The organism is Saccharothrix saharensis (assembly GCF_006716745.1).
Taxonomy (GTDB): Bacteria; Actinomycetota; Actinomycetes; order Mycobacteriales; family Pseudonocardiaceae; genus Actinosynnema; species Actinosynnema saharense.
The window spans coordinates 2,169,972-2,196,405 of sequence record NZ_VFPP01000001.1 but is presented as its reverse complement, the minus strand read 5'-3'; the positions used below and the strand labels follow the sequence as shown (position 1 = coordinate 2,196,405).

At 70.5% G+C, this 26,434-nt stretch carries 18 protein-coding genes; 10 read left to right on the top strand and 8 right to left on the bottom strand.

What is annotated here, in order from left to right; all coding sequences use genetic code 11:
* Positions 1-127: 127 nt before the first annotated feature.
* The 6 genes from FHX81_RS41895 to FHX81_RS08660 all read left to right on the top strand — a co-directional run bounded on the left by FHX81_RS41895 (position 128) and on the right by FHX81_RS08660 (position 7,343).
* Complete coding sequence (locus tag FHX81_RS41895) at positions 128-2,119, top strand: pectinesterase family protein (protein WP_246107704.1); 1,992 nt, start codon at positions 128-130, stop codon at positions 2,117-2,119.
* Positions 2,116-2,991 carry a carbohydrate ABC transporter permease gene (locus FHX81_RS08680; RefSeq protein WP_141976749.1) on the top strand — a complete coding sequence of 292 codons (876 nt, stop codon included), beginning with the start codon at positions 2,116-2,118 and terminating at the stop codon, positions 2,989-2,991. The genes FHX81_RS41895 and FHX81_RS08680 overlap by 4 nt, the downstream gene beginning before the upstream one ends.
* Positions 2,988-3,878, top strand: coding sequence for a carbohydrate ABC transporter permease (locus tag FHX81_RS08675; RefSeq protein ID WP_141976746.1), 891 nt, complete (start codon positions 2,988-2,990; stop codon positions 3,876-3,878). The genes FHX81_RS08680 and FHX81_RS08675 overlap by 4 nt, the downstream gene beginning before the upstream one ends.
* An 8-nt stretch (positions 3,879-3,886) precedes the next feature.
* Positions 3,887-5,173: an ABC transporter substrate-binding protein gene (locus FHX81_RS08670; RefSeq protein WP_141976744.1), complete on the top strand. Its 1,287-nt coding sequence runs from the start codon at positions 3,887-3,889 to the stop codon at positions 5,171-5,173.
* On the top strand, positions 5,170-6,321 hold the full coding sequence (locus tag FHX81_RS08665) for an enolase C-terminal domain-like protein (RefSeq protein ID WP_211363431.1): 1,152 nt from the start codon (positions 5,170-5,172) through the stop codon (positions 6,319-6,321). The genes FHX81_RS08670 and FHX81_RS08665 overlap by 4 nt, the downstream gene beginning before the upstream one ends.
* An 83-nt stretch (positions 6,322-6,404) precedes the next feature.
* Positions 6,405-7,343, top strand: coding sequence for a pectate lyase family protein (locus tag FHX81_RS08660; RefSeq protein ID WP_141976740.1), 939 nt, complete (start codon positions 6,405-6,407; stop codon positions 7,341-7,343).
* 165 nt (positions 7,344-7,508) lie between these two features.
* On the opposite strand, the gene FHX81_RS08655 is transcribed toward FHX81_RS08660, so the two are convergent.
* The 4 genes from FHX81_RS08655 to FHX81_RS08640 form a co-directional block, all read right to left on the bottom strand.
* On the bottom strand, positions 7,509-8,321 hold the full coding sequence (locus FHX81_RS08655) for a sulfite exporter TauE/SafE family protein (RefSeq protein WP_141976738.1): 813 nt from the start codon (positions 8,319-8,321) through the stop codon (positions 7,509-7,511).
* Entirely contained in the window at positions 8,318-9,658 is a 1,341-nt protein-coding gene (locus tag FHX81_RS08650) for an MBL fold metallo-hydrolase (RefSeq protein WP_141976736.1), read from the bottom strand. Before FHX81_RS08650 ends, FHX81_RS08655 begins: the two co-directional genes overlap by 4 nt.
* Positions 9,659-9,756: 98 nt before the next feature.
* Complete coding sequence (locus tag FHX81_RS08645; protein ID WP_141976734.1) at positions 9,757-10,494, bottom strand: GntR family transcriptional regulator; 738 nt, start codon at positions 10,492-10,494, stop codon at positions 9,757-9,759.
* Positions 10,495-10,728: 234 nt separating this feature from the next.
* Complete coding sequence (locus FHX81_RS08640; RefSeq protein ID WP_141976732.1) at positions 10,729-14,559, bottom strand: galactose-binding domain-containing protein; 3,831 nt, start codon at positions 14,557-14,559, stop codon at positions 10,729-10,731.
* A gap of 345 nt (positions 14,560-14,904) precedes the next feature.
* On the opposite strand from FHX81_RS08640, the gene FHX81_RS08635 reads away from it, so the two are divergent.
* From FHX81_RS08635 to FHX81_RS08620, 4 genes are all read left to right on the top strand, one after another.
* On the top strand, positions 14,905-16,485 hold the full coding sequence (locus FHX81_RS08635) for a PP2C family protein-serine/threonine phosphatase (RefSeq protein WP_246107703.1): 1,581 nt from the start codon (positions 14,905-14,907) through the stop codon (positions 16,483-16,485).
* Positions 16,482-17,546: a cobalamin B12-binding domain-containing protein gene (locus tag FHX81_RS08630; RefSeq protein ID WP_141976728.1), complete on the top strand. Its 1,065-nt coding sequence runs from the start codon at positions 16,482-16,484 to the stop codon at positions 17,544-17,546. The genes FHX81_RS08635 and FHX81_RS08630 overlap by 4 nt, the downstream gene beginning before the upstream one ends.
* Complete coding sequence (locus FHX81_RS08625; protein WP_141976726.1) at positions 17,543-17,896, top strand: STAS domain-containing protein; 354 nt, start codon at positions 17,543-17,545, stop codon at positions 17,894-17,896. The genes FHX81_RS08630 and FHX81_RS08625 overlap by 4 nt, the downstream gene beginning before the upstream one ends.
* A 247-nt stretch (positions 17,897-18,143) precedes the next feature.
* Entirely contained in the window at positions 18,144-18,353 is a 210-nt protein-coding gene (locus tag FHX81_RS08620) for a hypothetical protein (RefSeq protein WP_141976724.1), read from the top strand.
* 488 nt (positions 18,354-18,841) lie between these two features.
* Here the strand turns inward: FHX81_RS08620 and FHX81_RS08615 are convergent, their stop codons facing one another.
* From FHX81_RS08615 to FHX81_RS08600, 4 genes are all read right to left on the bottom strand, one after another.
* A complete protein-coding gene (locus FHX81_RS08615; protein ID WP_141976722.1) occupies positions 18,842-22,693 on the bottom strand; it encodes an nSTAND1 domain-containing NTPase in 3,852 nt (1,283 codons plus the stop codon).
* Between the two features lie 142 nt (positions 22,694-22,835).
* Positions 22,836-23,813: a galactofuranose ABC transporter, permease protein YjfF gene (gene yjfF, locus FHX81_RS08610; protein ID WP_141983823.1), complete on the bottom strand. Its 978-nt coding sequence runs from the start codon at positions 23,811-23,813 to the stop codon at positions 22,836-22,838.
* 35 nt (positions 23,814-23,848) lie between these two features.
* Positions 23,849-24,811, bottom strand: a complete 963-nt coding sequence (locus FHX81_RS08605; protein WP_141976720.1) for an ABC transporter permease — start codon at positions 24,809-24,811, stop codon at positions 23,849-23,851.
* Positions 24,808-26,319, bottom strand: coding sequence for a sugar ABC transporter ATP-binding protein (locus FHX81_RS08600; RefSeq protein ID WP_141983822.1), 1,512 nt, complete (start codon positions 26,317-26,319; stop codon positions 24,808-24,810). Before FHX81_RS08600 ends, FHX81_RS08605 begins: the two co-directional genes overlap by 4 nt.
* Positions 26,320-26,434: the final 115 nt, after the last annotated feature.

Below are 26,434 nucleotides of genomic sequence, written 5' to 3'. Positions count from 1 at the left end.
CGTGATCGCGGCGGCACCCGCGCACGCAAGCCATGACCTGGGGAGACAGGTTCTCCAACCCGGTGACGGTTGGGCTTCGAGCGGCACCGGCACGACCGGTGGGTCGGCCGCGACCACCGAACACGTCGTGCGCACGGCGGCAGAGCTGCGGGCCGCCCTGGCGGCGCCCGCCCCGCGCCTGATCAAGGTGCGCGGCGTCATCGACGTCAGGGCTGACTGCGCAACATATGCCACGGACGGCTACACGCTCGCGGGCTACCTGGCCGCATACGACCCCGCCGTCTGGGGGCGCGACACCGAGCCGAGCGGTCCGCTGGAGGACGCCCGCGCGGCGTCGGCCCGCCGCCAGGCCGAGGCCATCGCGCTCAACGTCGGCTCGGACACCACGATCGTCGGCGACGGGCGGGGCGCGGGCATCACCGGCGCGAACGTCCGCGTCCACGGCGTGAGCAACGTGATCATCCGGAACCTCACCTTCCGCGACACCCGCGACTGCTTCCCGCAGTGGGACCCGACCGACGGCGCCACCGGCAACTGGAACTCCGCCTACGACGCGGTGTCCCTCCAGCGCGCCACCAACGTGTGGGTCGACCACAACACGTTCACCGACCAGCCGTTCCCGGACAGCGCGGCGCCGAGCCACTTCGGCCGCCCCTTCCAGCAGCACGACGGCTCACTCGACATGACCAGCGGTACCGACCTGGTCACCGCGTCGTACAACCTGTTCGAGGACCACGGCAAGACGATGCTCATCGGCTCGTCGAACACGTCGACCACCGACCCCGGCAAGCTGCGGGTCTCGGTGCACCACAACGTGTTCCGCAACGTCGAGGAGCGCCTGCCGCGCGTCCGGTTCGGCCAGGTGCACGTCTACAACAACCTGTACGAGCCCGGACCGACGTTCGTCTACGCCTGGGGCGTCGGCGTGCAGTCGAAGCTGTACGTCGAGAACAACTACGTCAAGCTCGGCAACGGCGGCGCGGTCGAGGACCTGATCTACAACTGGGGTGGCACGGCCATCACCGAGGTCGGCACGCTGGTCGACGGGAAGCCGGTCGACGTGCTGGACGCGTTCAACGCGGCCAACCCGACCGCGCAGCTCGCCGGTGACGCCGGCTGGACACCCCAGTTCACCCTGGGCCTGGAGCCGACCAAGCGGGTCAAGAACCTCAAGGCGGGCGCGCAGCAGCGCGAGCGCTACCACGTGGCCAAGGGCACGGACTTCGACACGGTGCAGGCCGCGATCGACGCCGCACCGCCGGGCACCACCATCACCCTCGGCAAGGGCGTGTACCGCGAGGTCGTCCGGGTGCCCGCGACCAAGCCGGACCTGACGCTCAAGGGCTCCACCGGCACCGCGCGCGACGTCGTCATCGACTACGACAACGCCGGCGGCACCAAGAAGCCCGACGGCACGACCCACGGCACCACCGGCTCGGCCACCGCGACCATCGAGGCGGACGGCTTCACCGCGCGCGACCTGACGTTCAGCAACTCGTTCGACCGGGCCGCGCACCCCGAGATCACCGCCACGCAGGCCGTCGCGGTGAAGGCCACGGGCGACCGCCAGTACTACGACCGGGTCCGCTTCCTCGGCCACCAGGACACCCTGTACGCCGACACGCGCGCGGTCGGCACGCGGGCGCGCCAGTACTACCGGGGCAGCGAGATCGTCGGCGACGTCGACTTCATCTTCGGCCGCGCGACCGCCGTGTTCGACCAGGTCACCATCCGCGCGCTGAACCGGGGCGGCGACCCTGGCGGCTACCTCACCGCCGCCAGCACGCGCCGCGACAACCCCCACGGCTTCCTGATCATGAACTCCACGGTCCTGAGCGACGCGCCGGCGGGCACCTACTACCTCGGCCGGCCGTGGCACCCCGGCGGCGACCCGGACGCCGTCGCGTCGGTCGTCGTCCGCGACACCAAGCTGCCCGCCGCGGTGAAGACCGCGCCGTGGACCGACATGTCCGGCTTCTCCTGGCGCGACGCCCGGTTCGCCGAGTTCCGCAACTCCGGCCCCGGCGCCGCGGCGGGTCCGGACCGGCCGCAGCTCACGCACGACCAAGCCTCGCAGCACACCCGGCGCGCCTACCTCGGCGACTGGAACCCCGCATGAGAACACGCACGTGGGCGCCCTACGCCCTGATCGCACCGACGCTGGTGCTGATGGCGGTCTTCCTGGTCTACCCGATCGGGAGCGTCGTCTACTACAGCCTCCAGCGGTACAACGTCACCCAGCCGTGGAAGAACGGCTGGGCGGGGTTGGACAACTTCAAGCAGATGCTGTTCGACGACCCGCTGTTCTGGCAGAGCCTCGCGTTCAGCGCCAAGTGGGTGTTCGTCGAGGTCGGGCTGCAACTGCTGCTCGGCCTGGTCCTGGCCCTGATCGTGAACGAGACGTTCATCGGCCGGGGCATGGCGCGGGCGCTGGTGTTCTCGCCGTGGGCGGTGTCCGGTGTGCTCACCACGGGCATCTGGATCCTGCTGCTCAACCCGTCCACCGGCATCTTCCAGCAGCTCTCCCAGTGGGGCATCGGCTCGCCGGGCACCTCGGTGCTCGGCAACCCCGACACGGTGTTCGACGCCCTCGTGGTGACCGAGCTGTGGCGCGGTGTGCCGTTCTTCGCCATCCTGCTGCTCGCCGACCTCCAGAGCATCCCGAAGGACCTCTACGAGGCGGCGTCCGTGGACGGCGCGAGCCGGTGGCGGCGCTTCACCAGCGTGACCCTGCCGCACCTCAAGGACGCGATCATCCTGTCGACGCTGCTGCGCGCGGTGTGGGAGTTCAACAACGTCGACCTCATCTACACCCTGACCGGTGGTGGTCCGGCCAACCAGACCACCACGCTGCCGCTGTACGTGGCCAGGCAGGCCGTCGACTCGCACAACTTCGGGTACGGCTCGGCGCTCACCGTGGCCGGGTTCCTGATCCTGTTGTTCTTCTCGATCGCCTACCTGCGGTTGTCGAAGTTCGGGAGTCGCGCATGACCGAGACGTTGACCCGACCGCCGGTGGACACCCCGCCACCGCCCCGGCCGACCAAGCGGCGTCGCCGGGCGGTGGCCGAGGAGCCGGGCAAGCCGTGGATGATCCACGTGCCGCTGGTGCTGTACTTGCTGTTCACGCTCATCCCGTTCTACTGGATGCTCGTGTTCGCGGTGCGGCCGAGCGGTTCGACGCAGCTCGTGCCGTGGCCGATCTCGTTGGAGCACTTCGACACGGTGTGGAACGACATCGGGTTCGGCATCTTCTTCTACAACAGCGTGGTCATGGGCCTGGGCGTGCTCGTGTTCGTGACCATCCTGTCGGTGATGGGCGGCTACGCGCTCGCGCGGTTCAAGTTCCGCGGCCAGCGGGTGTTCCTGCTGGCGATGCTGTGCAGCCAGTTCATCCCCGGCGCGATGATGCTCATCCCGCTGTTCGTGATCTTCAAGGGGTTGGGGCTGCTCAACAGCCTCACCGGCCTGATCATCGCGGAGGTCGCGTTCCAGCTGCCGCTGTCGCTGATCCTGATGAGCGGGTTCATCCGCAACATCTCGGTGGAGCTGGAGGAAGCCGCCATGGTGGACGGCTGCTCGCGCCTGCGGGCGTTCTTCGCGGTCGTCCTGCCGCAGCTCAAGCCCGCCCTGGTGGCGGTCGGGTCGTTCGCGTTCATCGGAGCTTGGAACCAGTTCCTGTTCGCGCTGATGTTCGCGACGAAGCAGGACAAGTTCACCTTGCCGGTCGGCCTGAGTTACACGTTGGGTGAGTTCAACACCGACTTCGGGGCACTCGCCGCCGGTGGCGTGGTCGCAGCCGTGCCGGTGGTCCTGGTTTTCGCCGTCGTGCAGCGGTTCCTGGTGCAGGGGCTCAGCGCCGGGGCTGTCAAGGGATAGGGAGCATCATGAGAAAACTGCTGGTCGCCGTGGCCGCCGCCGCGCTGGCGCTGTCCGCCTGCTCGTCGGAGGGAGGCGGCGGGAGCGACGGGAACGTCACCATCACGTTCTGGGACAACAACGGCGGCCCCGCGCGTGAGCCGATCTACAAGGAGCTGATCTCGCGCTTCGAGGCGGCGAACCCGACCATCAAGGTCGAGTACGTCGGCATCCCGAGCGCGTCCGTGCAGCAGAAGTACGACACCGCCATCGCCGGCGGTGAGACGCCCGACGTCGGTGGCGTCACCACCTCGTACCTCGCGCACCTGGTCGGCCAGGAGGCGCTGGCGCCGCTCGACGACCGCATCAACGGCGGCGCGCTGAAGGACAAGCTCCTGCCCTCGCTGGTGGAGACCGTTCGCCAGACCGCGCCGGACGGCAAGCTCTACATCGTTCCGTCGTCGGCCAACATGGACATCATCTGGTACCGCACGGACTGGTTCGAGGACGCGGGCCTGGAAGCGCCGAAGACCTGGGACGAGTTCATCACCACGGCCACGAAGCTGACCGACACGGCCGCGAACAAGTACGGCTACACCATCCGCGGTGGTGCCGGCTCGGTGTTCCAGCTGATCACCGAGGCGTACGCGTACTCCGGCGTGGACACCTTCTTCAAGGACGGCAAGAGCACGCTCAACGACCCGGCCAACGCCGAGCTCGTGGACAGGGTCGCCGACCTCTACAAGAAGGCCACCCCCGAGGCCGACGTCAACAACAGCTTCACCCAGATGATCGCCCAGTTCACCGGTGGTTCGGTCGCGATGATGCACCACAACCTGGGCTCCTACAGCGACGTCACCAAGGCGCTGGGCGACAAGGTCGCCGCGATGCCGCTGCCGGTCGGCCCGAGCGGCAAGCGGACCGTGGTGCCCAACCCGACCGACGGCTTCGCGGTGTTCAAGAACAGCGAGCACCAGGACGCGGCGTGGAAGTTCGCCGAGTTCCTCACCTCGGCCGAGTCCAACAGCTACTGGAACGAGAAGGTCGGCCAGATCCCGGCCAACACCGACGTGCGCGGCGCGGCGTGGATCGACCAGGCCGCCCACGTGAAGATGGCGCTCGGGGTGTTGGAGGACCCGACCACGGTGCTCGTGCCGGCGCCGGTGTACCTGCCGCAGTACTCGTCGATCACCAAGACCGACAGCGAGCCCCAGTACCAGAAGGTGCTCCTCGGCGAGCTCAGCGGCCAGCAGTTCCTGGACGAGATGGCGAACAAGCTCACCGAGGCCCAGAAGGAATGGGAGGACCGCAAGTGATCGAGCGCGTCGAGGTGTCGGTGTTCACGACCACCGCGTGGACCGCGGTGGACCCGCACGGGCACCGGCACCCGAGCGCCGAGCACGAGGTCCGCGAGGCGCTGCTGGAGATCACCGACTCGGACGGCGTCGTCGGCCGCGTCCAGGTGCACCCCGACCAGCTGCGGCCCGCCGTGCTCGACTCGATCGTCAAGCCCGTGCTGATCGGCGCGGACCCGTGGGACCGGGAAGGGCTCTGGCGCAAGATGGCCCGCAAGCAGCGCGGGTCGCACGGCCGGTTCACCGACCGGGCGCTGGGCTACGTCGACACCGCGTTGTGGGACCTGGTGGGCAAGAAGGTCGGGCAGCCGGTGTGGAAGCTGCTCGGCGGCGCGCGCGAGCGCGTCCCGGCCTACGCCAGCACCATGTGCGGTGACGAGATCCCCGGCGGGCTGAGCACGCCGGGCGACTACGCGGCGTTCGCGAAGCAGCTCGTCGAGCGCGGTTACCGGGCGATCAAGCTGCACACGTGGATGCCGCCGGTGCCGGGCGCGCCCAGCGTGCGCGCGGACATCGCGGCGTGCGAGGCGGTGCGCGAGGCGGTGGGGCCGGAGATCGCGTTGATGCTGGACGCGAACCACTGGTACTCGCGCACCGAGGCGCTGGAGCTCGGCCGGGCGCTGGAGGCGCTGGACTTCTACTGGTTCGAGGAGCCGATGGAGGAGGCGTCGATCAGCTCCTACCGGTGGTTGGCCGAGCAGCTGTCCATCCCGGTGATCGGACCGGAGGTGGCCTGGGGCAAGCACCTGACCCGTGCCGAGTGGATCACGTCCGGCGCGTGCGACATCCTGCGCGCCGGGCCCACCGACGTCGGCGGCATCTCGCCGACGATCAAGGCGCTGCACCTGGCCGAGGCGTTCAACATGGACTGCGAGATCCACGGCGACGGCTCGGCGAGCCTCGCCGTGCTCGGCGGGACCGACAACGGCCGCTGGTACGAGCGCGGCCTGCTGCACCCGCTGCACGACTTCGACCGCGTGCCGCCGCACCGACTCGCGATCGCCGACCCGCTCGACGCGGACGGGCACGTCACCCTGACCTCCTCTGCCGGTCTGGGCGACGAGTTCGACGTCGAGCACATTCGCGCCCACACCGCGGAGAGGTGGTGAGTCCGGTGTAAGCCCTCGGTCGCCGCCACGTGGCCATCCGCCGCCGGTTCCCTTTTCATCCACAGTCGTATGGAGGAAACCGCATGTCCCGCAAGATCTCCCGCGCGCTGCTCGCGACGACGGCCTTGGCCGCGTCCGTGATCATGGCGCCCTCGGCGCACGCCGCGTCGTACAACCTCCAGGGTTGGGCGACCCAGTGCGGTGGCACCACCGGTGGTGGCAGTGCCTCACCGGTGACCGTCACCAGCACCTCGGCGTTCGTCTCCGCGGTCGGCTCTTCCAGCGCCTCCGTGATCCGCGTGTCCGGCACCATCTCGCTGTCGAGCATGACGAAGGTGGCGTCCAACAAGACGATCATCGGCGTCGGCTCGGGTGCCACCATCACGGGGCACGGCCTGAACGTGTCGAACGCCTCGAACGTGATCATCCGGAACCTGAACTTCACCAACTGGGCGGACGACGCGATCAACGTCCAGTACTCGACCCGGGTCTGGATCGACCACAACAGCCTGCGCAACGGCTACGACGGTGCGATCGACATCAAGCGCGCGTCCGACTGCGTGACCGTGTCGTGGAACAAGGTCAGCTCCCACGACAAGACCATGCTGCTGGGTCACAGCGACGACAACGGCGGCGAGGACCGCGGCAAGCTGCGGGTGACGTACCACAACAACTGGTTCGACGGCACGAACCAGCGCCACCCGCGGGTCCGGTTCGGCAACCCCGTGCACGTCTACAACAACTACTACGGCGGCGTGACGTCGTACGGTGTCGCTTCCACGGAGGAAGCGGGCGTGCTCGTGGAGGGCAACTACTTCGAGAACACCCGCGACCCGTTCCACCGGGGCGAGGGCAGCTCCGACCCGGCCAACCTGGTGGCGCGCAACAACCACTTCGTCAACTCGGGTTCGGGTGACCAGGGTGGCAGCGTCAAGTCGATCCCGTACGGCTACTCCCTCGACAGCGCGAGCAGCGTGAAGTCGATCGTGCAGGGCGGTGCGGGTGTGGGCAAGGTCGGCTGACCTGGCCGGCCCGACTGGTCCGGCGGATCCGGCCGACATGGCGGATCCGGTCGGTTCGGCGGATCAGGCTGTGTGATCAGTGCGGTGAACCGACGGCCCCTGGCGCCCTCTCCCAGCCAGGGGCCGTCTCCGCGTGGTGGGTGGGTTGTGGTGCGTTGCGTGTGTTCAGGCGGTGAACGCGCGGCGTGCGGCGTCGACGGCCATGAGCACGGCGACGGTGAGCAGGACGGCGGCGAAGAGCCGTTGCAGGGTGGTGGCGCGGACCTTGGCGGCGAGCCGCTTGCCGTCCCAGGCGCCGAGCAGCGCGGCGGCGGCGAACGGGCCGATCAGCGTCCAGTTCAGCAGGGCGAGGTCGCCCAGGCGGGCGGTGAGGGCGACGGTCGCGTTCGCGGTGATGACGAGGAGGCTGGTGCCGACGGCGGCCGTCATGGGGACGGAGAGGATGCCGACGAGGGCGGGCACGGTGAGGAAGCCGCCGCCCACGCCGAGGAAGCCGGTCATCGCACCCAGGCCCGCGCCGAGGCCGGTGGTGCGGAGGACGCGGGTCCGGGTGGGGCGGGTGCGTGTGCCGGTGGTCCGGGTGCGGGCGGGGTCGGTGGAAGTCGGGTGGGCGTGGTGAGAGCGGTTGCGCAGCAGCGAGAAGGCGGCGAAGGCGGCGATCAGGGCGAAAGCGCCGGTCAGCACGGGTGCCGGGACGTGCGGGGTCAGCACGCCGGCGGCTGCGGCGGGGACCAGGCCGGCGAGGGCGAACGCCGCGCCCAGCCGCCAGCGCACCGCGCCGGACCGGGCGTGCGCGCTCAGCGCGGTCAGCGAGGTGGCGGCGACGACCAGCAGGCTCGCGGCGGTGGCGTGGTCCGGGGTGAAGCCCAGCAGGTAGATCAGCGCCGGCACGGCGAGCACGCTGCCGCCGCCGCCGAGCGCCCCCAGGGACAGCCCGACGACGGCCCCGGCGACGAGGGCGAGGATGAGCGGGGTCACGGTGATGTCGCCACGCCCGCGTGCGTGGCCTGGGTCCAGTCGCCGTCGAGGTGGACGACGTCACGACCGGCGCGGTGCAGGAGGCTCGCCGCGATGCCGGCCCGGTAGCCCGAGGCGCAGTGCACCCACACCTCGCCGGGCGGCACCTCGTCCAGTCTGGCGATCAGGTCGTGCAGCGGGATGTTGACCGAGCCGGTGACGTGGCGGTCGGCGTGCTCGTCGGTGCGCCGCACGTCCAGCACGACCGGCCGGTCGGCATGCGGCAGGTCGGACCAGGTGGCGCGGCGGTAGGCGACGACCGGGTGGTCGGGCGCGAGGCCGTCGGCGGGGTCTCCGATCGCGGCGGCGGGGCGGTCGACGCCGATGCGGGACAGGTCGCGGATCGCCGCGCGCACGTCCTCCTCGGAGCCGACGAGCGTGACCGGCTCACCCCACGGCAGCGTCCAGCCCAGGTAGGTGGTGAAGCTCTGGCCGTACTCGACGCTGACCGTGCCGGCCAGGTGCCCGGCCGCGAACGCGACTCGTGAACGCAGGTCGACGACCCACTGGCCGTCGGCGATGCGGACCCGGAGTTCCGCGGGTCGGAGGGGTTCGGGCAGCGAGAGGTCGGGCGCGCCCGGTCCGAGGCGGTTCAGCGGGGCCATGTGCGAGTAGTACGACGGGTAGGTGGTCAGGTTCGCGATCAGGTCCCGCACGAAGTGCTGCTCGTCGTCGTCGGTGAGGACGTGGTTGGAGCGGCGTTGCTCGGCGATGGTCGACCCGTCGGTGACGACGGCCGGCCCGGAGGAGCAGAAGCTGCCGAACCCGTGCGTCGGGTGGAGGGTGGCGTCGTCGCCGGCGTGGTCGGCCAGCGCGCGGGCCGAGCGGTACTGGGCGTGGGTCAGGTCGGTGGTCCGGTCCGGCGCGACCAGGTCGGTGCGGCCGACCGAGCCGAACAGCAGGTTGCCGCCGGAGAACACGGCCCGCCGACCGTCGTGCTCGACCAGGTAGGCCAGGTGGTGCTCGGTGTGACCGGGGGTGGCGACGGCGGTGACCGTCATCGAGCCCACGGAGAGCGTGTCGCCCGGGTGGACGGGGTGGCGGTCGAACGACACGTCCTCGGCGGCGGCCACGAGGTAGGTGGCGTGGTGGCGGTGGGCGAGCGCCAGGCCGCCGGTGACGTAGTCGTTGTGCACGTGGGTCTCGGCGACGTGCGTGATCCGGACGCCCAGGCGGGTGGCCAGGTCCTCGACGCGGTCGAAGTCGCGCTGGGGGTCGATGACGAGGGCCGTCTCGCCGTCGTGCACCAGGTAGCCGCGGTCGCCCAGGGCTGCCGTGCTGATCGTCTCGACGTGCATCGCGCGCCTCACCTCCGGTATTTGTCCGTACATTAGGTCGGACGGTCGGGGTGCGGCAAGGTGCTGTGACTAATGTCCGTGCATTTGGTGGGTCGGGTTCAAGGTCGGCGGGTGGTCGATTCGGTGGTCACGGCGTAGCGGTCGCCGCGCACCAGGGTGTGCCGCCACTCGACGGGGCGGCCGTCCGATCGGCCCAGGCGGTGGATGGACAGGCACGCGACGTCCGGTCCGCAGTGCAGGAGGGCGCGCTCGGCGGGGGTCGGCACGACGGCTTTGATCGTCTCGCGGCTGTGGTCGAGGCGGATGCCGGTGCGCTTGAGCAGCACGGAGTAGAGGCTGGTCCGGGTGAAGTCGGCGTCCAGGAGCGGCGCGGCCAGGTCGGCGGGCAGCCACACGCGGTCGATCGCCAGGGGCTCGTCGCCGGCCAGGCGCAGCCGTTCCAGGTGCAGGAGAGGGGTGGAACCCTCCAGCCCGAGCTGGTCCGAGATCACGCCGTCGGCGCGGACGTCGAGGACGCGGACGACGCTGCGCTGTTCGAGGCCGGCGGCTTCGACGGAGGCGAACAGGCTGTAGACGGTGTCCAGCGGCTGTTCGACGTCGGCGGCGGGGGTGACGCGGGGTTGGCGACCGCGTTCGGCGACGACCAGGCCGTCGGCGCGCAGTTGCTGGAGGGCTTGGCGGACGGTGTGGCGGCTCACGCCGTAGTCGTCGACGAGGGCCAGTTCGCCGGGGAAGCCGGTGGTGAACTCGCGGGAGTGGAGGCGGGCGATCAGGTCGTCCTGGAGTTGCCGCCAGAGGGGGGTGCCGCCGGATCGGTCGAGTGGGCGGGCGGCCATGAGGACTCCTGGGGGCGGGGGTTCGTTGAGGCAAATGTACGGACGTGGGCGTGAGTGGTCCGGTTCGGCTCGATGTGACGTGGGGCCCGTTCGGGCACTCCAGGCAGGCCGAAGCCGGCAGGCCCGGCGGGACGCTCTTCCCCGCCGGGCCTGCCGGCTCGACCAGCCTGAACCCGAACCCCTGTCACATCGAGCCCCGTGGGCCGGGTGCGGGTCCGTTGTGGGTGGGTCGGGTCAGGGGTTGACGGTGATGGTGAAGGTGGAGGTTCGGTTGCGGATGTTCTCGTTGTTGTTGCTGAACCTGAGGTTGTTGAAGGTGGCCGAGCCCACTGCGGGGCCTTGCCCTGCTTCCGGCATCTCGTTGGCCCACACGCCGATGCCGGACTTGTGCTCGAACCGGTCGCCGCTCAGGCGGGCGCCGGAGATCGAGATGTTCGTCAGGACGGTGTCCTGGATCGGGTTCTCCGGTGTCGTGCCGTTGTACTTGGTCTGGAACATGATCCCGGCGTAGGTCGGGTCGATGATGTCGACGTCGTTGACCCGGATGCCCCGGAACGGCTTGGAGGCGGAGAACATCCAGATGCCCGGGAACGTCTGGCCGCCCCAGAAGTGGCCACCGGTGCGGACCAGGGTGATGCCGCTGAACGTCGTCGGCTCGGGGCCGAAACCGTTCATCGGGTAGCCGAAGTCCAGCGAGCTGATCGTGACGCCGGAGTAGGTCAGCGTGTCGGCGATGTAGATGTTGCGGAAGGTGTTGAGGAAGCCGCCGTAGACGGCCAGGCCGGCCGCCCGCCACGTGGTCAGGGACGACAGGTTCTCGTACACGTTGTTCTTCTCGTCCGCGCCGCCGGCGTCGATCGCGGAGAACAGGGCGAAGCTGTCGTCACCGGTGGAGCGGGCCTCGATGTTGGCCACCCGGTTGTCCGTGCTGCCGTTGGTCATGTTGATGCCGTCGGCGAACATGTTGCGGATGCGGGAGTCCTTGATGGTCATGAAGTCGGTGTTCGCGCCCCAGTAGAGGCACACCATGTGCTCGGCCCAGATGTTGTCGATCGTGATGTTCGAGACGTTGGCGAAGTCGAACACCTTGCCGGGGCCGTCGATGCGGGACGTGTAGTTGCCGAAGAAGGCGAACCCGCTGAACGTCGAGCCGTTCACCGACTGCTCGGCCCGGAAACCGGCGTCGGTGTTCTCCTGCGTGCTCGGCACGACGAACTTCGTGAACCACGGGCCCGCGCCGATCACCCGGACGGGCTTGCCGTAGACCTGGAACTTCTGCGCGGTCGTGTAGGTGCCGGCCGGCAGGTAGACGCCGAGCAGGGTGCCGGTGGTGTCCATGCGGAACCGGTCCAGGGCGTTCTGCACGTCCTGGTGGCCGAACCCGGTCGGCGTGACGTACCGGGCCGGGTCGGGGTTGGCCTGCGCCACGGCGTGCTCGATGTTCACGAAGTCGATGGCGTAGTTGGTGGTGTTGGCCGCGTCCTTCTGCAGCTTGATCTTCGTCCCGGCGGGGAACGTGCCGTTGAGCACCACGCTCGCCTCGTCGTAGATGTGCCGCGGCCCGCCCGAGCCGGGGGAGTTGCCCGGTGCGGCTTCGTTGCCGTAGAGCCAGATGTGCCGCGAGGTCAGGTCGATCACCTTGTGGAACGACCCGTTGACGTAGACGTTCAGCGTGGCGTTGATGCCGCCACCGCCCGCCGAGTCCGGGATGGAGAAGCGGGTGACCAGGGTGTTGGTCGAACCGCTCGTGGTGAACTCGACCGACGCGCCGGTGCTGTTCAGCGTCACCGCGCGTCGCCCGGACGCCTCGCCGGCCAGGTCGCCGATGGTGCGGTTCGGGCCGATCTTCTGCGCGCCGCCCGCGGTGACGGCGTCCTCCGCTTCGACGTGCTCCCACGGCACGTTCGCGCCGCGGCCCACGAACAGCGACTGCGTGGTGACGTTGTTCGCCTGGCGCGCCGCGATCTCGTTCCCGTCCACCGCGATGTCGGTCTTGAGGGTGTACTTGCCGTTCGCCGCGGGCCAGGTGCCCAAGGTGATCGGCGGGGCGGACCGGCCCGGCTCGATCGCGCCGGTGTGGCTACCGGTGAACGTGCGGACCGCGGTGTTGGTGGCGGCGTTGACCAGGGTGAGCGTGACGCCGTGCGCGCCGGCGGTGGTGGCGATCGACCCCTCGTTGCGCAGGGTGACGGTGAAGGTGGTGTTCTGGCCGTTGGCCGGGTTGTTCGGCGACCAGCTCAACGCGCCGACCAGGTCCGAGCTGGGCACGGGCGTGACGACGAGGGCGGTCGGGTGCAGCAGGGCGTTGTTGGCCTCGTTCTGCTCGACGACCTTCTTCGTCTCGTCGACCTTCGCGGTGTAGGAGTAGGAGCCGGAACCGCGCGGGCCGATGTTCGCGGTGGCGGTCGCCGACGCGCCGGCCGCGAGCGCGCCGACCTGGGCCGTGCCGACCGCGTCGGAACCCAGGAAGAACGTCACGTCGGTGGCGGTCGACGCGGCGGTGCCCGCGTTGCGGACGGTGGCGGACAGGGTGATCGGGTTCGTCTCCACCGGGCTGGTCGGGCTGAACGAGGTGCCGGTGACGGTCAGGTCCGGGTTGGGCGCGGCGACGCCGAACACCTGGAACTCCGCGACCTGGCCGGCGGGCGCGCCGGTGTTGGACGTGATGCGCAGCTGCACGTCCGCGACCCGTGCCGACAGCGGGATGGTGACCGTGTTGCCCGAGGTGGGGTTGAACACGTAGTCGCGCGCGGACACGAGGCTGGTGAAGCCGGTGGCGCTCTGCTCGCGGCCCAGCACCTGGACGTTCTGCGTGCGGGTGCCCCAGGCCGACGCCGGGTTGAGCTTGAGCACGACCGAGCTGATGTCGGCGTTCGAGCCGAGCTGCGTGGTCAGCGTGCTGGGGTTGGTCGCACCCTCCCAGTACGTGGTCACGTCGTCGTCGTTGGCGTTGCCCGCCACGAAGGTGAACACGTGGGAGCTGGCCGTGATCGGCCTGCCCTTGGCCAGGTTCGCGCCGGAGCCCGGCGAGCCGGGGCGGGTGACGGAGTTGCTGGGCGGCGACTGGTTGCCCGCCGCGTCCTTGGCGATCACGTGGTAGGTGACCGCGAGGCCGTCGGGCTGGGAGTCGGTGTGGGCCAGGGCGGTGCCGGGGACGCTGGTGCGCAGCGCGCCGTTGGCGTAGACGTCGTAGCCGGTGACGCCGGTGTTGTCGGTGGACGCCGACCAGGTCAGCCGGACCTGCCCGGACTGCGGCGAGGTGTAGGCGAGGTTCGTCGGCGCCGTGGGTGCCTGCGTGTCGCCGGTGGTCGGGCCGTGCACCTCGAACTCGGAGATCTGACCGGCGGGCCAGGCGGTGTTGCCGGTGATCAGCAGCCGCACGTACCGCGTGGTCGCGGCGGTGAACTGGATGGTCACCGTGTTGTTCGAGGCCGGGTCGAACCGGTGCTGGCCGGCCGGGACGAGGTCGCCGAAGTTCTGGCCGTCGGCGCTGTGCTGCACGGCCAGCGTCTGCGTGCGCGCGCCCCAGTTCGCCGTGGGCAGCTTGAGCACGACCCGGTCGACCTTGACCGCCGCGCCGAGGTCGGCCCGCAACCACTGCGGGAACGCGTTGTTGGCGCTCTCCCAGTAGGTGGCCTGGTTGCCGTCACCCGCGTTGGCCGCCTGGTAGACGTCGTTGTGGCTGCTGGCGCTGTAGGTGGCGGCGAGCTTCGCGGTCACGTCGGCCGCCGCGCGGACGTCGATGTCCCGCACCGGCGCGCCGTCCACGCGCACGTAGCGCACCAGCGTGGGGTCGAAGTCGAACGTCTGGCGGTCGCCCGCGCGCGGCGCGGACGGCACCAGGGTGGCGAAGCCCCGGCCGTCGAGGCTGGTCTGGACGGAGAACGTGGACTCGTCGTCCGGCAGGGACAGCCGGACCTGGTCGATGCGGGTGGGCGCACCGAGGTCGAGCACCCCGGCGGACGGCGCGGCCTGAGCGGCAGGGGGGCTCAGGGTGAACGCGGTGAGGGAGAGGGCGAGCAGGGAGGCGGCAAGGCGCGAACGGGCGCGTGTCGTCGTTGACATCGTCGGGCAGGGCCCTTCTCTTAGGGCAATTCCGGGTTCTTGTCAGAAAGTTCCGCGTAGTTGTCGATTTCTTGCGTAACCGGCTCGCAGCGTTGCAGAGCAGCGTTCGAGAAGTCAACGGTCCGGGGCACGTCACCCGGTCGTTTCGGCCATCCGGCGCAACCCCGAAGCGCCGGGGCTGACCGGCGATGTTCGCAACGGGACTGGTCATCTGGCAGGCTGGGGCGGGTCGCAAGGCCGTCGTCAGCGACGGTGAGTCGGGTATACGAGTGAGGTGGAGGCGCCCGCGCGGGGGCCGACGAGTTCGTGGTGGAGACCAGTCCTGCCGTCCGGCGACCGGGAGGCGTGACCGACTTCGGGTGGTCGCGCGCGCCCTACCCGGCCGTGCTCGTCGACGAGACGGGCGTGGTCCGGGCCGTGAACGAGGCCGCGCGGCTGGTGTTCCCCGACGCGCGCCCCGGGTCGGTGCTGACCGACCTGGCCGACTGGCTCGTCCCGGCGCCGGGGGAACCGCACGCCGGACCGGTGAGCGGGGTGCACGGCGACCGGAGCTTCGAGGCGCACCCCGTCGGCCACGGCGACGGCACGGCGACGTGGTGGCTGGTGGAGGACACCGACGCCCGGCTCGCGCGGGAGGCGCTGCGCGTCGAGCGGGAGCGCACCGCGGTGCTCGGCGAGGTGTCGTCGGCCCTGCTGACCTCGCTCAACCCCGAGCGGTGCATGAAGATCACCGCCGAGCTCGCGGCCACCCACCTGGCCGACGCGGCCTGGGTCGTCGCACCGGGCGGTCGGCGCGACCACCCGGTCGCGTGGTGCGTGCGCGGCGGTGAGGCGGTGCACGAGCGGATACCGCTCGACCCGGTGGACGTGGCCGGCCTCGCCGAGGCGTTGCAGGGCTTCCCGCCGGTGCCGTCGCGCTGGATCGAGCCGTCCTCCGCGCCGGCCTGGCTGGTGCCCGAGGGGTTCGGCGAAGTGGGGTCGATCGTGGTGACGCCGCTGCCCGGCCACGGCGTCCCGGCCGGCGCGCTGGTGCTGCTGCGCCGCGTCGAGCAGCGGGCGTTCACCGAGGGCGAGGAGTCGTTCGCGCGGCTGTTCGCGGCCCGTGCCGGCGTGGCGATGTCGGCGGCGCGGATGTTCGCCCAGCAGTTGTCGATCACCGAGACGCTGATGCGCGAGCTGCTGCCCCCCATGCTGCGCAGCGTCGACGGCGTCGAGTTCGCGGGCCGGTACCGACCCGCGCTGGACACCGAGCGCGTCGGCGGCGACTTCTACGACGTCCACCAGGTCGGGGACGGCGAGTCGCTGGCCGTGCTCGGCGACGTGTGCGGCAAGGGGCTGGCCGCCGCGGTGATGACCGGCAAGGTCCGCACCACCCTCCAGGCACTGCTGCCGCTGGCGGGCGACCACCGGCGGATGCTCACCCTGCTCAACGGTGCGCTGCTCAGCGCGCACGACACCCGGTTCGTCACGCTCGTGCTGGCGTCGGTGACCCGCGTCGGCTCCGACGTGCGGCTGCGGGTGACCAGCGGCGGGCACCTGCCGCCCCTGGTGGTGCGGGCGAACGGCGAGGTGCACGAGGTGCCCACCCGCGGCACGCTGATCGGCGTCCTGCCCGAGGTGGACGCGGTGACCGCCGAGGTCGTCCTCGCGCCGGGCGAGACGTGCCTGCTCTACACCGACGGCATCACCGAGGCCGTCGGCGGACCGGTCGGCGGCGAGATGTTCGGCGAGGAGCGGTTGCACCGGGTGCTCGCGGCGTGCGCCGGGATGCCCGCGGACGCGGTGGTCGAGCACGTGCACATGGTCGCGTCGCAGTGGATCGGCGGAGGCGGCCACGACGACATCGCGCTGCTCGCGATCACCGCGCCGCGCGGCAGGCACCTGAGCGCGGTGGCCGACCTGGAGCCGGGGGAGCGGACCGCGTGAGCACCCCCGCGCCGGAGGCCGGCGGCTGCGCGCTGCGGCTGTGGGACGCCGTCGTGGACGGTGACGAGGACGGCGCGACCGAGGTGGTGCTGGGCGCGCTCGCCGGTGGGCTCGACGCGGAGGCCGTGCTGCTCGACGTGGTCGGCGCGGTGCAGCGGCGGGTCGGCGCCGAGTGGGCGGCCAACCGGCTGACCGTCGCCCAGGAGCACGCGGCCACGGCGATCAACGAGCGCGTGGTGTCCACGCTGGCCGTGACCGTGCGACGGCCACCGGTCCATCGGGGTCGGATCACCGTGGCCTGCGTCGACGGGGAGTGGCACGCCCTGCCCGCGCGGCTGCTGGCCGAGGTGCTGAAGCTGCGCGGCTTCCGCGTCGACTACCTGGGCGCCCAGGTGCCCGCGCCGCACCTGATCACCCACCTGCACAGCACCGGGCCGGACGCCGTCGCGCTGTCCGGCTCGCTGGCCACCCGGCTGCCGACCGCGCACGCCACCATCACCGCGTGCCAGGCCGCCGGGGTGCCCGTGGTGGTGGGCGGCGCGGCGTTCGGCCCGGACGGCCGGTACGCGCGGTTGCTCCGCGCGGACGTGTGGGCGCCCGACGCCCGCGCCGCCGCGGACCGGTTGGCGTCCGACCCGCCGTCCCGCCCGCGCGGCGGCTACCAGCCCATCGACCACCTGCCGCACCTGGGTGACCAGGAGTACACGATGGTCTCCCGCACCAGCGGGCAGCTCGTGAAGGCCGTGCACACGGGTCTGGAGCGGCAGGTCCCCGCGATGCGGTCCTACACCGACCTCCAGCGCCAGCACACCGCCGAAGACCTGGCGCACATCGTCGACTACCTCGCCACCGCGCTCTACACCGACGACGACACGCTGTTCACCGGGTTCCTGACCTGGACCGCGTCGATCCTCGGCGCGCGCGGCGTGCCGGCCCGGCACCTGCTGCCCGCGCTGGCGCTGCTCGTGACCGAGCTGCACGACTTCCCCCGCGCGAGGCGCATCCTGGGCGCCGCGCGCGACGAGCTGTCCCGCACCCTAGACCCCGGACCGGCCGCATGAACCCGCAAGCGTTGCAGTGCACCCTCGCCGTCCTCGACGCGCACACGGCGCGCATCGTCCTGTCCGGTGACATCGTCTACGACAACGGTGACCAGCTGCTGGTCATGGTGGACGAGCTGCTCACGGTGCACGGGGTGCGCGCGATCCGGCTGGACTGCGGCGGTATCGGCTTCTGCGACTCCTACGGGCTGTCGACCCTGCTCGCGGTGCGCCGGCGGGTCGCCGCCGCGGGCGCGCAGCTCGAGCTGGACAACCGGCGGCCCTCGCTCGACCGCCTGATGCGGCGGACCCACACCTTCCAGCACCTGACCGGCACCGTCGCGCGGCAGCGCGAGGAAGCCGACAGCTGACCGCGCGACGGACGAGGCCCGCCGCATGGCCGATCGGTTCACCGACCAACGCCGGGTGGCCGTCCCAACCGCCCCTTGAGGACGCGGGATTCACCCGAGTCGCTGCTGCACGTCCCGAGGTCACCCGGCAAGCCGTTGGCCGCGCCGCTGTGCGAAGAGATGGAACAACGCCCCGGCTCCGACGTCGCCGACGTGCGTCTGCACGACGACACCGCTGACCGGATGTCGACAAGCACACCCTGGGCTCATGCTGATTCAGGTTGTGCAGCAACGCCGAGGCCCCGTGGCGGGCACGTACAACGGCACCGACGTGCGGTTCAGCGACCTCGGCGAACAGGTTCGAAGGCGGCCGAGGCCGGCGCCACCCGCGCCATGGCGGCTCACCGCCCCAGCGACGGTCACCGACCAGCAAGGCCATAACCTCACCGCCACAGAAGTCGCGCCGCCGGTTACCTGACCAAGATCGACAGAAGTTGACCCGCCGGCACCGGATCGCTGTGTGGGCTGGGTCGTCGCTCACCGTCGTGCGCATGCTGAACCTGCTCCTCCGCGTCGGCGGCACGCGGGAAGAACCAGATGCGGTGGCTGGACGAGAACCTGCTGTCCGACCCCAGCCCAACAGCAGGCGACATCCACCAGGCTGCACGAGTTCACCGTCGAGATCGCCGTCCCGGCTAGCAGCCCTGCAGGCCGTCACCAACGACGCCACGAACCTCATCGCGACCATCCCGGACCAGCCCGGTTCGCGCGAGCGCACCCGGATGGGCCTCTTCGACCCTGAGGTTTCAGCACGTCGCCGGCGCGATCGACCACCTCTTCAACCGGCTCGCGACCTTCAACCACCTGAGGGACGTCCAAGCCGCGCCCGCCCTACGCGGCATCGGAACCGCCCCCGTGCACCGACGTGAGATCCCTACGGGCCAGCGGCCTCCACCCGGCCCGTGCTCAGCAGTACTCCTGGTAGGACATCTCCCCGAGGTAGGTGTTCCAGTTCGACTCGTCCACCAGGCGTGGGAACTCATCGCAGAGACGTGCGGCGGCCCGCTCGGGGTCCAACTCCCAGGTGTGCACACTCCTGTCGTGACCACCACTCGCCAGTGTGGTCCCATCCGGCGCCAGGTCGACAGTGCGAACGTATCCGTCGTGACCGCTCAGCGTCGCAACCGCCGCGGGCGCTCCCGGGTTCCGCACGTCCACCAACTCGATTCGCCCGGACTCGGTGGCCAACGCCATCAACGAGTCCTGGTTGATCATGATCGATCCGACATGGTCGTCGCCGTGGGTCGACACGGCCAAGAGACCGGGATTGGCGGGGTCGCGCACGTCCCACAGCCGCACCTTCCCGCTCGTCCCGCCCACGGCGAGTGTCGTGCCGTCCGGAGTGAAGGCCGCGGCCCAGATCACCTCGCTGAGTCTGGAAGTCCGTCCCACTTCCCGAGGCGTGTCCCGGTCCGTGACGTCCCACATCGTGATGACGTCGTCCTCGCTGCCGACCGCTAGCAGGTCGCGGTCGGCAGCTCGACCGATTGCGACCCTGGTGATCCTGCCGACCCGCTGTTCGAGTTGCCGACCGCCGGTGATCCGGCCGTCTTTGACCGACCACAGTTTGAGCGCACCATCGAACCCGCCAGTGAACAGGGCGTCCCCGTCCGCCGTGAGTACGGCGGTGACAACGCCGGTGTGGGGCCCCCGGGCACCGTGAGCGTCCGGAACGGCGTCGAGCAGACGAGGCCGAGCCCGGTCGGTGACGTCCCACAGCCGGATCGAGCCGTCCAAGCTTGCTGTGGTGAGGGTGGAATCATCCGGACTCCACAGGGTGACGTCTACGTTGTCGCCGTGCGCTTCCAGCGTGCTGAGCAGGCGCAGGTGACGGCGGTCTCGCGCGTCCCACAACTGGAACTTCCGGTCCATGCCGGAAGACGCGAGGACGTCACCTCGGTGGTTGAACTTCGTCGACAGCACAGGGCCGGCGTGGGCCGGCGCTATGGTCATGACGTCCCACATGCGGGCGGTGGCTTCGCCGCCCGCCGACACCAGCACCTTTGCGCGCGGGTCGATGGCGGCCGACGTCACCGGCGATCCAAGGCTGCTCTGCTCCGTGAGCAGGATCGGTGCTGTCGGGTCGGAGATGTCCCACCAGCGCGTGGCTCCGTCGTGGTTGGTCGTGGCGAGGTGCTTCCGATCGGGGCTGAACACGACGGCAGACACCCACGACGGCGCCCCATCGGCGACCTCGCTGACCTTTGTCAGCGGATCGAGGCGCCACAACGCCACCTTGCCCTCGGACGTGCCGGTGCCCAGGTAGCGCCCGTCGGGGCTGAACCCCACCGAGCGCACGCCCTCCGCTTGAAGCGTCGTGGCGTCGACTTCGTGGACGTTCAGCGTGTGGTCCACCCGCCACACCGTCACGGTGCGGTCGACGCTCGCGGTGGCGAAGGTCCGGCCGTCCGGGTGGAAGGCGACGCGGACCTCGTCGGTGTGCCGGTCGATGAGGCGCAACTGTCGTGCGTCGTGCGGGAGGAGCAGGTCCCAGAGCGTGGCCGTGTGGTCGGAACCGCCGACGAGGAGGAACCTGCCGTTCGCGCTCAGGGCGACCGAGCGGACCTCGCCGGTCACCTCGATCGTGTCGATGACCTTCACGTCGTCGGTCGTGGTGTCCCACAGCACCACCTTCCTGTCGGCCCCACCGGTCGCCATGAGGCGGCCGGTGCCGTCGAACGCCACCGATCGCACGGCGCCCTCGTGGCGGCTGAGCGTCAGTGGGTCGCGCGGCGCGCGGAAGTTCGTGACGTCCCAGAGGGTTACCGCACCGTCGTTGCCCGCGATCGCGAGCCTCGTGCCGTCACGTCCGAAGGCGACCGCCTCGATGTCGTCGGAGTGCCGCAACCGGGTCCAGATCGGTGACGGCGACCCCACGGCGCTCAGCAGGCCGCCCAACGCATCCGGCGTCGGGTGCATCCGGTACGCGGCGAGCTCGAGTTGCGCCGCGATCACCGGGTCGACGTCGCGCAACGGGTTTGCCGCGCCCGACGCCTTCCGCGAGTCCGCCATGTCCCTCAGGGCGTACGCGGTTTTGGCGGCGAAGTAGCCGCCGATCCCGATACCGAGCACGGCGATCAGTGACAGACCCGCGGTGGCGACCAGGCGACGGGCCCGGCGCGTGATGCGCCGGGCCTCGCGGGCACTCGCCTCGATGTACTCCCTTTCGACGTCGTCCAGCAGGTCCGCGCCGGCACGCAGGCGTTCCCGCGCGTCGGCGAGCGGGGTGCCGCGCAACAGCGCCCCGGCGTCGCGCCCCCCTTCGACCCACTGGTCGATGTTGCCGTTCAGCCGCGCCTTCCACGACAGGAACTCGCGGTGCTCCGCCAGCCACTCGGCGAGCTGGTCCCAGTGCCGCACCAAGGCCTCGTGGGCGATCGAGACGTACTCCGCGCCGTCGACGCCCCGTCGGATGACCAGGAGTCGTGCCGCGCTCAGCTCCGCGGCCAGTGCGCCCAACCCCTGATCGAGGCGGTCGAGCCGGACGGGGGACAGGATGTAGCCCCGGCCGTCGTCGTCGCGCGGACGGGCCAGGCGGACGAGCAGGTTCCGGAACCGCGCGGCGTCCGCCGGTGTCGGCATCTGCTCGTAGATCTCCTGGGCACGTTGGCGCAGCGCCCCCTTCACTCCGCCGAGCCGGTCGTACTTCTTGACCGTGAGCAGGCTCGCAGGCTCGGCCGCCCACAATTCGGTCAGCATGAACTCCACGAGCGGGAGTTGGGACGGTTGGCCGTCCGCGTGTCGGACGATCCGCTCGACCAGTCCGGGTTCGAAGTCACGCCCGACCTTCACCGCCGGTTCCCGGATCGCCTCGGCGAGCTCCCCGTCTGCCATGCGCCGGACCAGGAAACCGCCGCCCTCCACCACGTCCGCCGCACCGGGCAGGTCGTGCAGGTCGGCAGAGGACCGGACGGTGACCACCACCCGCGCCGCCGGGTCTTCCCGGACCAGGCCGAGCAGCAGTTCGAACAGGTCCCGCGCCGCCGCGGCATCGGACGCGACGAGTTGTTCAAACTGGTCGACGCACACCACGGCGTTGTCGCGGACGCCGGACAGCCAGGAACGGAGCTGGGAGTCGTGCGCGTCGAACACGACCACCGTTCTGCCCGCGGCGCGCAACGCGGGTACCAGTCCCGCGCGGACCAGCGATGACTTGCCGCTGCCCGAGTCGCCCTCCACCGCGAGGACTGCCCGCCGCGCCAGCCGGTCGACGAGCCTCACGACCTCGCGCGAACGTCCGAAGAAGTACTCGTGGTCGTCCTCGGTGAACGCGTCCAGACCTCGGTAAGGACAGGGCGGCGGCTGCAGCACGGCGAGCAACCTGACGACCAGTTTGTCGATCGTGCCGTCAATCGTGTTCTTTTCCAACCGGATGAACTGGATCCCGGCGAGTGCCGTGAGATCAGGTGGCAGGTCCTTGGTCTCGAGCGGGTCCGCCCCGTCGACCAGGACCGGGAGTACCGGGCGTTCGGCCGTCAGCATGAACCGGATCTCGCGGCGCACCCAGTCATCCGGGTTGTCGATCCCGCGTCGACCGCCATCCGACTTGGCCGTCCAGTTCGGGCCGATGACCGCGATGAGCACGTGGCTGCGGGCGAGTGCGTCACACAGGCGTTGTTGCCAGTAGTCCCCCACCCGGATGGAATCGTGCGAGTAGAAGACGTCGCGCTCGCCGAAGTGGTTGACGAGGCGCTCGACGATCCGCTTGGCTGCCCAACCCTCGTCACCATTGCGGAAGCTGACGAAGATCGCGCTCATCGTCCCCCCGGGTCGCGCAATGATTCTTGAGTCTGGCAGTGTCGTGCGACCGCACCAAGACCACTTTCGGGTGACTTGCAACGCCGAAGGCCCGCCGCCCGGGCCGGTGCCGGACGACGGGCCTCGAGTGGCCGGCGCAGGATCAGGTCTTGCGCACGATGATCCGCTGCAACGCGATGAACGCCAGCAGCAGCGCACCGATCACGATCTTCGTCCACCACGACGACAACGTGCCCTCGAACGAGATCAGCGTCTGGATCGTGCCCAGCACCAGCACGCCGACCACGGACCCGATCACGAACCCGACACCGCCGGACAGCAGGCTGCCGCCGACCACCACCGCGGCGATGGCGTCCAGCTCCATGCCCACCGCGTGCAGGCTGTACCCGGACAGCATGTAGAGGCTGAACAGCAACCCGCCCAGCGCCGAGCAGAACCCGCTGATCACGTACACGCCGATCTTCACCCGCGTGGTCGCCAGGCCCATCAGCCGAGCCGACGACTCGCTGCCGCCCACCGCGTACACCGTGCGCCCGAACCGCGTCAGGTGCAGCACGTACACCGCCGCCAGCACGGCCACCAGCGCGATCACCACGCCGTAGGTGATGGTCACGCCACCGGGCAGCTCGATCGAGCCCGTGGCCAACTCCCGGAACGCCGGGTCCTTGATCGACACCGACTCGACGCTGATCACGAAGCACAGCCCGCGGGCCAGGAACATGCCGGCCAGCGTCACGATGAACGGCTGCACGCCGAACCGGTGGATCACCCAGCCCATCGCCAGCCCCAAGCCGGACCCGGCGGCGAGCACCGTGACCACCACCAGCCACGCGGGCCACCCGGCCTGCAGCGCCGACGCCGCGATCATCGTCGACAGCGCCACCACCGACCCGACCGACAGGTCGATGCCGCCGGTCAGGATCACGAACGTCATCCCGACCGCCAACACGATCAGGAACGCGTTGTCGATGAACAGGTTCGCCATCACCTGCCCGGAGGCGAACCCCTCGTACCGGACCGAGCCGACGCCGAACGTGGCCACGAACACCACGAACGTGGCGATCACCGGCAGGAACCGCTTGGGCACGCGCACGAGCCCGCCACGCGCCCGGGACGGCACCGCGACCGACTCCGGCTCCACGACCACTGACTGCTTCACGCGGGCACCCCCTGCCTGACCCGAATCCGAACCGGCGCCTGCATCAGGCACACCGCGATCACCACGACCGCCTTGAACACCAGCGTGATCTCCGGCGCGATGCCGATCGTGTAGACCGTCGTGGTCAACGTCTGGATGATCAGCGCGCCGAGCAGCGTTCCGGTCAGCGAGTACCGGCCGCCCGCCAGCGACGTGCCGCCGATCACGACGGCCAGGATCGCGTCCATCTCGATCCACAACCCGGCGTTGTTGGCGTCCGCCGCGCTCACGTTCGAGCTGATCATCAACCCGGCCACGGCCGCGCACAGCGCCGCGAACACGTACACCGTCCAGATGATCGTCCGCGCCCGCACGCCGGCCAGCCGCGACGCCGCCGGGTTCACCCCGACCGACTCGATCAGCAGCCCCAGCGCGGTCCGCCGGGTCACCAGCGCCACCAGGCCCAGCACGGCCAGGCTGATCAGGATCGCGATGGGCAGCACCAGGAAGCCCGCGCCCACCTGGCGGTAGGTCGGCGAGTCGACCGTGACGATCTGGCCCTCGGTGATGAGCATCGCGATACCGCGGCCGGCGGTCATGAGCACCAGCGTCGCGATGATCGGCTGAATGCCCAGCACCGACACCAGGAACCCGTTCCACAGCCCCAGCAGCGCGCACAGCGCCAGCGCCAGGCCCATCGCCACCCACGGGTTGCCGCCGGCGGCGATGTGCGTGCACGTCACCGCGCCCGCGATCGCCGCCACCGCGCCGACCGACAGGTCGATGCCGCGGGTCGCGATCACCAGCGTCATGCCCAGCGCGATCAGCAGCGTGGGCGCGCCGTTGCGCAGGATGTCGATCAAGCTGCCGTACAGGTGGCCGTCCTGGAGCCTGATCGAGAAGAACGACGGCGTCACCACCACGTTCAGGATCAAGAGGGCGACCAGCGCCAGCACCGGCCAGAGCAGTCGGTTCTTCACGACACCACCGCCGTCTCCGCCACCGCGCCGACGCCATCCGTGCCGCCACCCGCGATGAGCGCCATCACGTCGTCCACGCCCGCTCCACCGTCCAACTCGGCCACCTTCTGCCGGTCACGCATCACCACGACGCGGTCGGACACGCGCACCACCTCCTCCAGCTCGGCGGAGATGAACAGCACGGCCATGCCCTCCGCGGCCAGGTCCGCGACGACCTTCTGGATCTGCGCCTTCGCGCCGACGTCGATGCCGCGCGTCGGCTCGTCCAGGATCAACAGCTTCGGCTGGGTCACCAGCCACCGGGCCAGCAGCACCTTCTGCTGGTTGCCGCCCGACAGGTTCCCGACCGCCCGGTCCGGGTCGGCGGGCCGGATGTCGAGCAGCTCGATGTACTTGGCCACCAGCTCGTCCGCGAGCTTGCGCGGCACGGGCCGGGCCCAGCCGCGCGCGGCCTGCATCGCCAGGATCAGGTTGTCGCGCACGCTCAGGTCGGCCACGATGCCCTCGGCCTTGCGGTCCTCCGACGAGAACGCGATGCCGACCTCGATCGCCGCCCTGGGCCCGGTCAGCCGCAGCGGCTTGCCGTTGACCAGGAGCCGGCCCGAGTCGGCCTTGTCCGCGCCGAACAGCAACCGCGCGACCTCCGTGCGGCCGGAGCCGAGCAGCCCGGCCAGCCCGACCACCTCGCCCGCCCTGATCTCCAGGTCGAACGGCGCGACCGAGCCCTTGCGCCCCAGCCCCTCGGCGACCAGCAGCGCCTCGCCGGGCGTGCCCGAACGGCGCTCGATCTCCTCCAGCACGCCCATCTCGCGGCCGAGCATCGCCGACACCAGGTCGATCCGGCTCAGCGCGGCGGTCATGTGCTCGCCGACCAGGCGGCCGTTGCGCAGCACCGTCATGCGGTCGGAGATCTCGTAGACCTGCTCCAGGAAGTGCGTCACGAACAGCACCGCGACACCCTCGTCGCGCAGCACCCGGATGATCCGGAACAGCTCCGCGACCTCGTCGGCGTCCAGGCTGGACGTCGGCTCGTCCAGCACGAGCACCCGCGCGTCGACCGCCACCGCCCGCGCGATGGCGACGAGCTGCTGCACGGCGATCGGGTGGCTCTCCAGCACCGAGCCCGGGTCGATGTGCAGCCCGATGCGCGCCAACAGCTCCGCGGCGCGCGCCCGCATCGCCTTGCCGTCGATGCGGCCGAGCTTGCGCGGCTCGCGCCCGAGCAGGATGTTCTCCGCGACGGTCAGGTTCCCGCACAGGTTGACCTCTTGGTACACCGTGCTGATCCCGGCGGCCTGCGCCTGCGCCGGACCGTGGAACGACACGGGCTCGCCGGCGTAGCGGACCTCGCCCGCGGCGAGCGGGTGCACGCCCGTCAGCGCCTTGATGAGCGTGGACTTGCCCGCTCCGTTCTCACCCATCAACGCGTGGACCTCGCCGGGGAACAGCCGGAAATCCACCTCTTGCAGGGCTTTCACTCCGGGGAACTCCACCGAGATGCCCCGCATGTCGACGACCGGCTCGGTCACCGGACAACTCCCCTCACGACAAGACCCTCACGACCCTCACGACCGGATCCTCACGTAAAAGACGGATGCGGCCCCCCGCCACCACACCCGGAGG

What these genes read in the sequence shown, in the direction of transcription:
- FHX81_RS08680 (WP_141976749.1), top strand. Translation starts at nt 2,116, where the DNA reads ATGAGAACACGCACGTGGGCGCCCTACGCCCTGATCGCACCGACGCTG.
- FHX81_RS08675 (WP_141976746.1), top strand. Translation starts at nt 2,988, where the DNA reads ATGACCGAGACGTTGACCCGACCGCCGGTGGACACCCCGCCACCGCCC.
- FHX81_RS08670 (WP_141976744.1), top strand. Translation starts at nt 3,887, where the DNA reads ATGAGAAAACTGCTGGTCGCCGTGGCCGCCGCCGCGCTGGCGCTGTCC.
- FHX81_RS08660 (WP_141976740.1), top strand. Translation starts at nt 6,405, where the DNA reads ATGTCCCGCAAGATCTCCCGCGCGCTGCTCGCGACGACGGCCTTGGCC.
- FHX81_RS08650 (WP_141976736.1), bottom strand. Translation starts at nt 9,658, where the DNA reads ATGCACGTCGAGACGATCAGCACGGCAGCCCTGGGCGACCGCGGCTAC.
- FHX81_RS08645 (WP_141976734.1), bottom strand. Translation starts at nt 10,494, where the DNA reads ATGGCCGCCCGCCCACTCGACCGATCCGGCGGCACCCCCCTCTGGCGG.
- FHX81_RS08640 (WP_141976732.1), bottom strand. Translation starts at nt 14,559, where the DNA reads ATGTCAACGACGACACGCGCCCGTTCGCGCCTTGCCGCCTCCCTGCTC.
- FHX81_RS08625 (WP_141976726.1), top strand. Translation starts at nt 17,543, where the DNA reads ATGAACCCGCAAGCGTTGCAGTGCACCCTCGCCGTCCTCGACGCGCAC.
- FHX81_RS08620 (WP_141976724.1), top strand. Translation starts at nt 18,144, where the DNA reads ATGCTGATTCAGGTTGTGCAGCAACGCCGAGGCCCCGTGGCGGGCACG.
- FHX81_RS08615 (WP_141976722.1), bottom strand. Translation starts at nt 22,693, where the DNA reads ATGAGCGCGATCTTCGTCAGCTTCCGCAATGGTGACGAGGGTTGGGCA.
- FHX81_RS08600 (WP_141983822.1), bottom strand. Translation starts at nt 26,319, where the DNA reads ATGCGGGGCATCTCGGTGGAGTTCCCCGGAGTGAAAGCCCTGCAAGAG.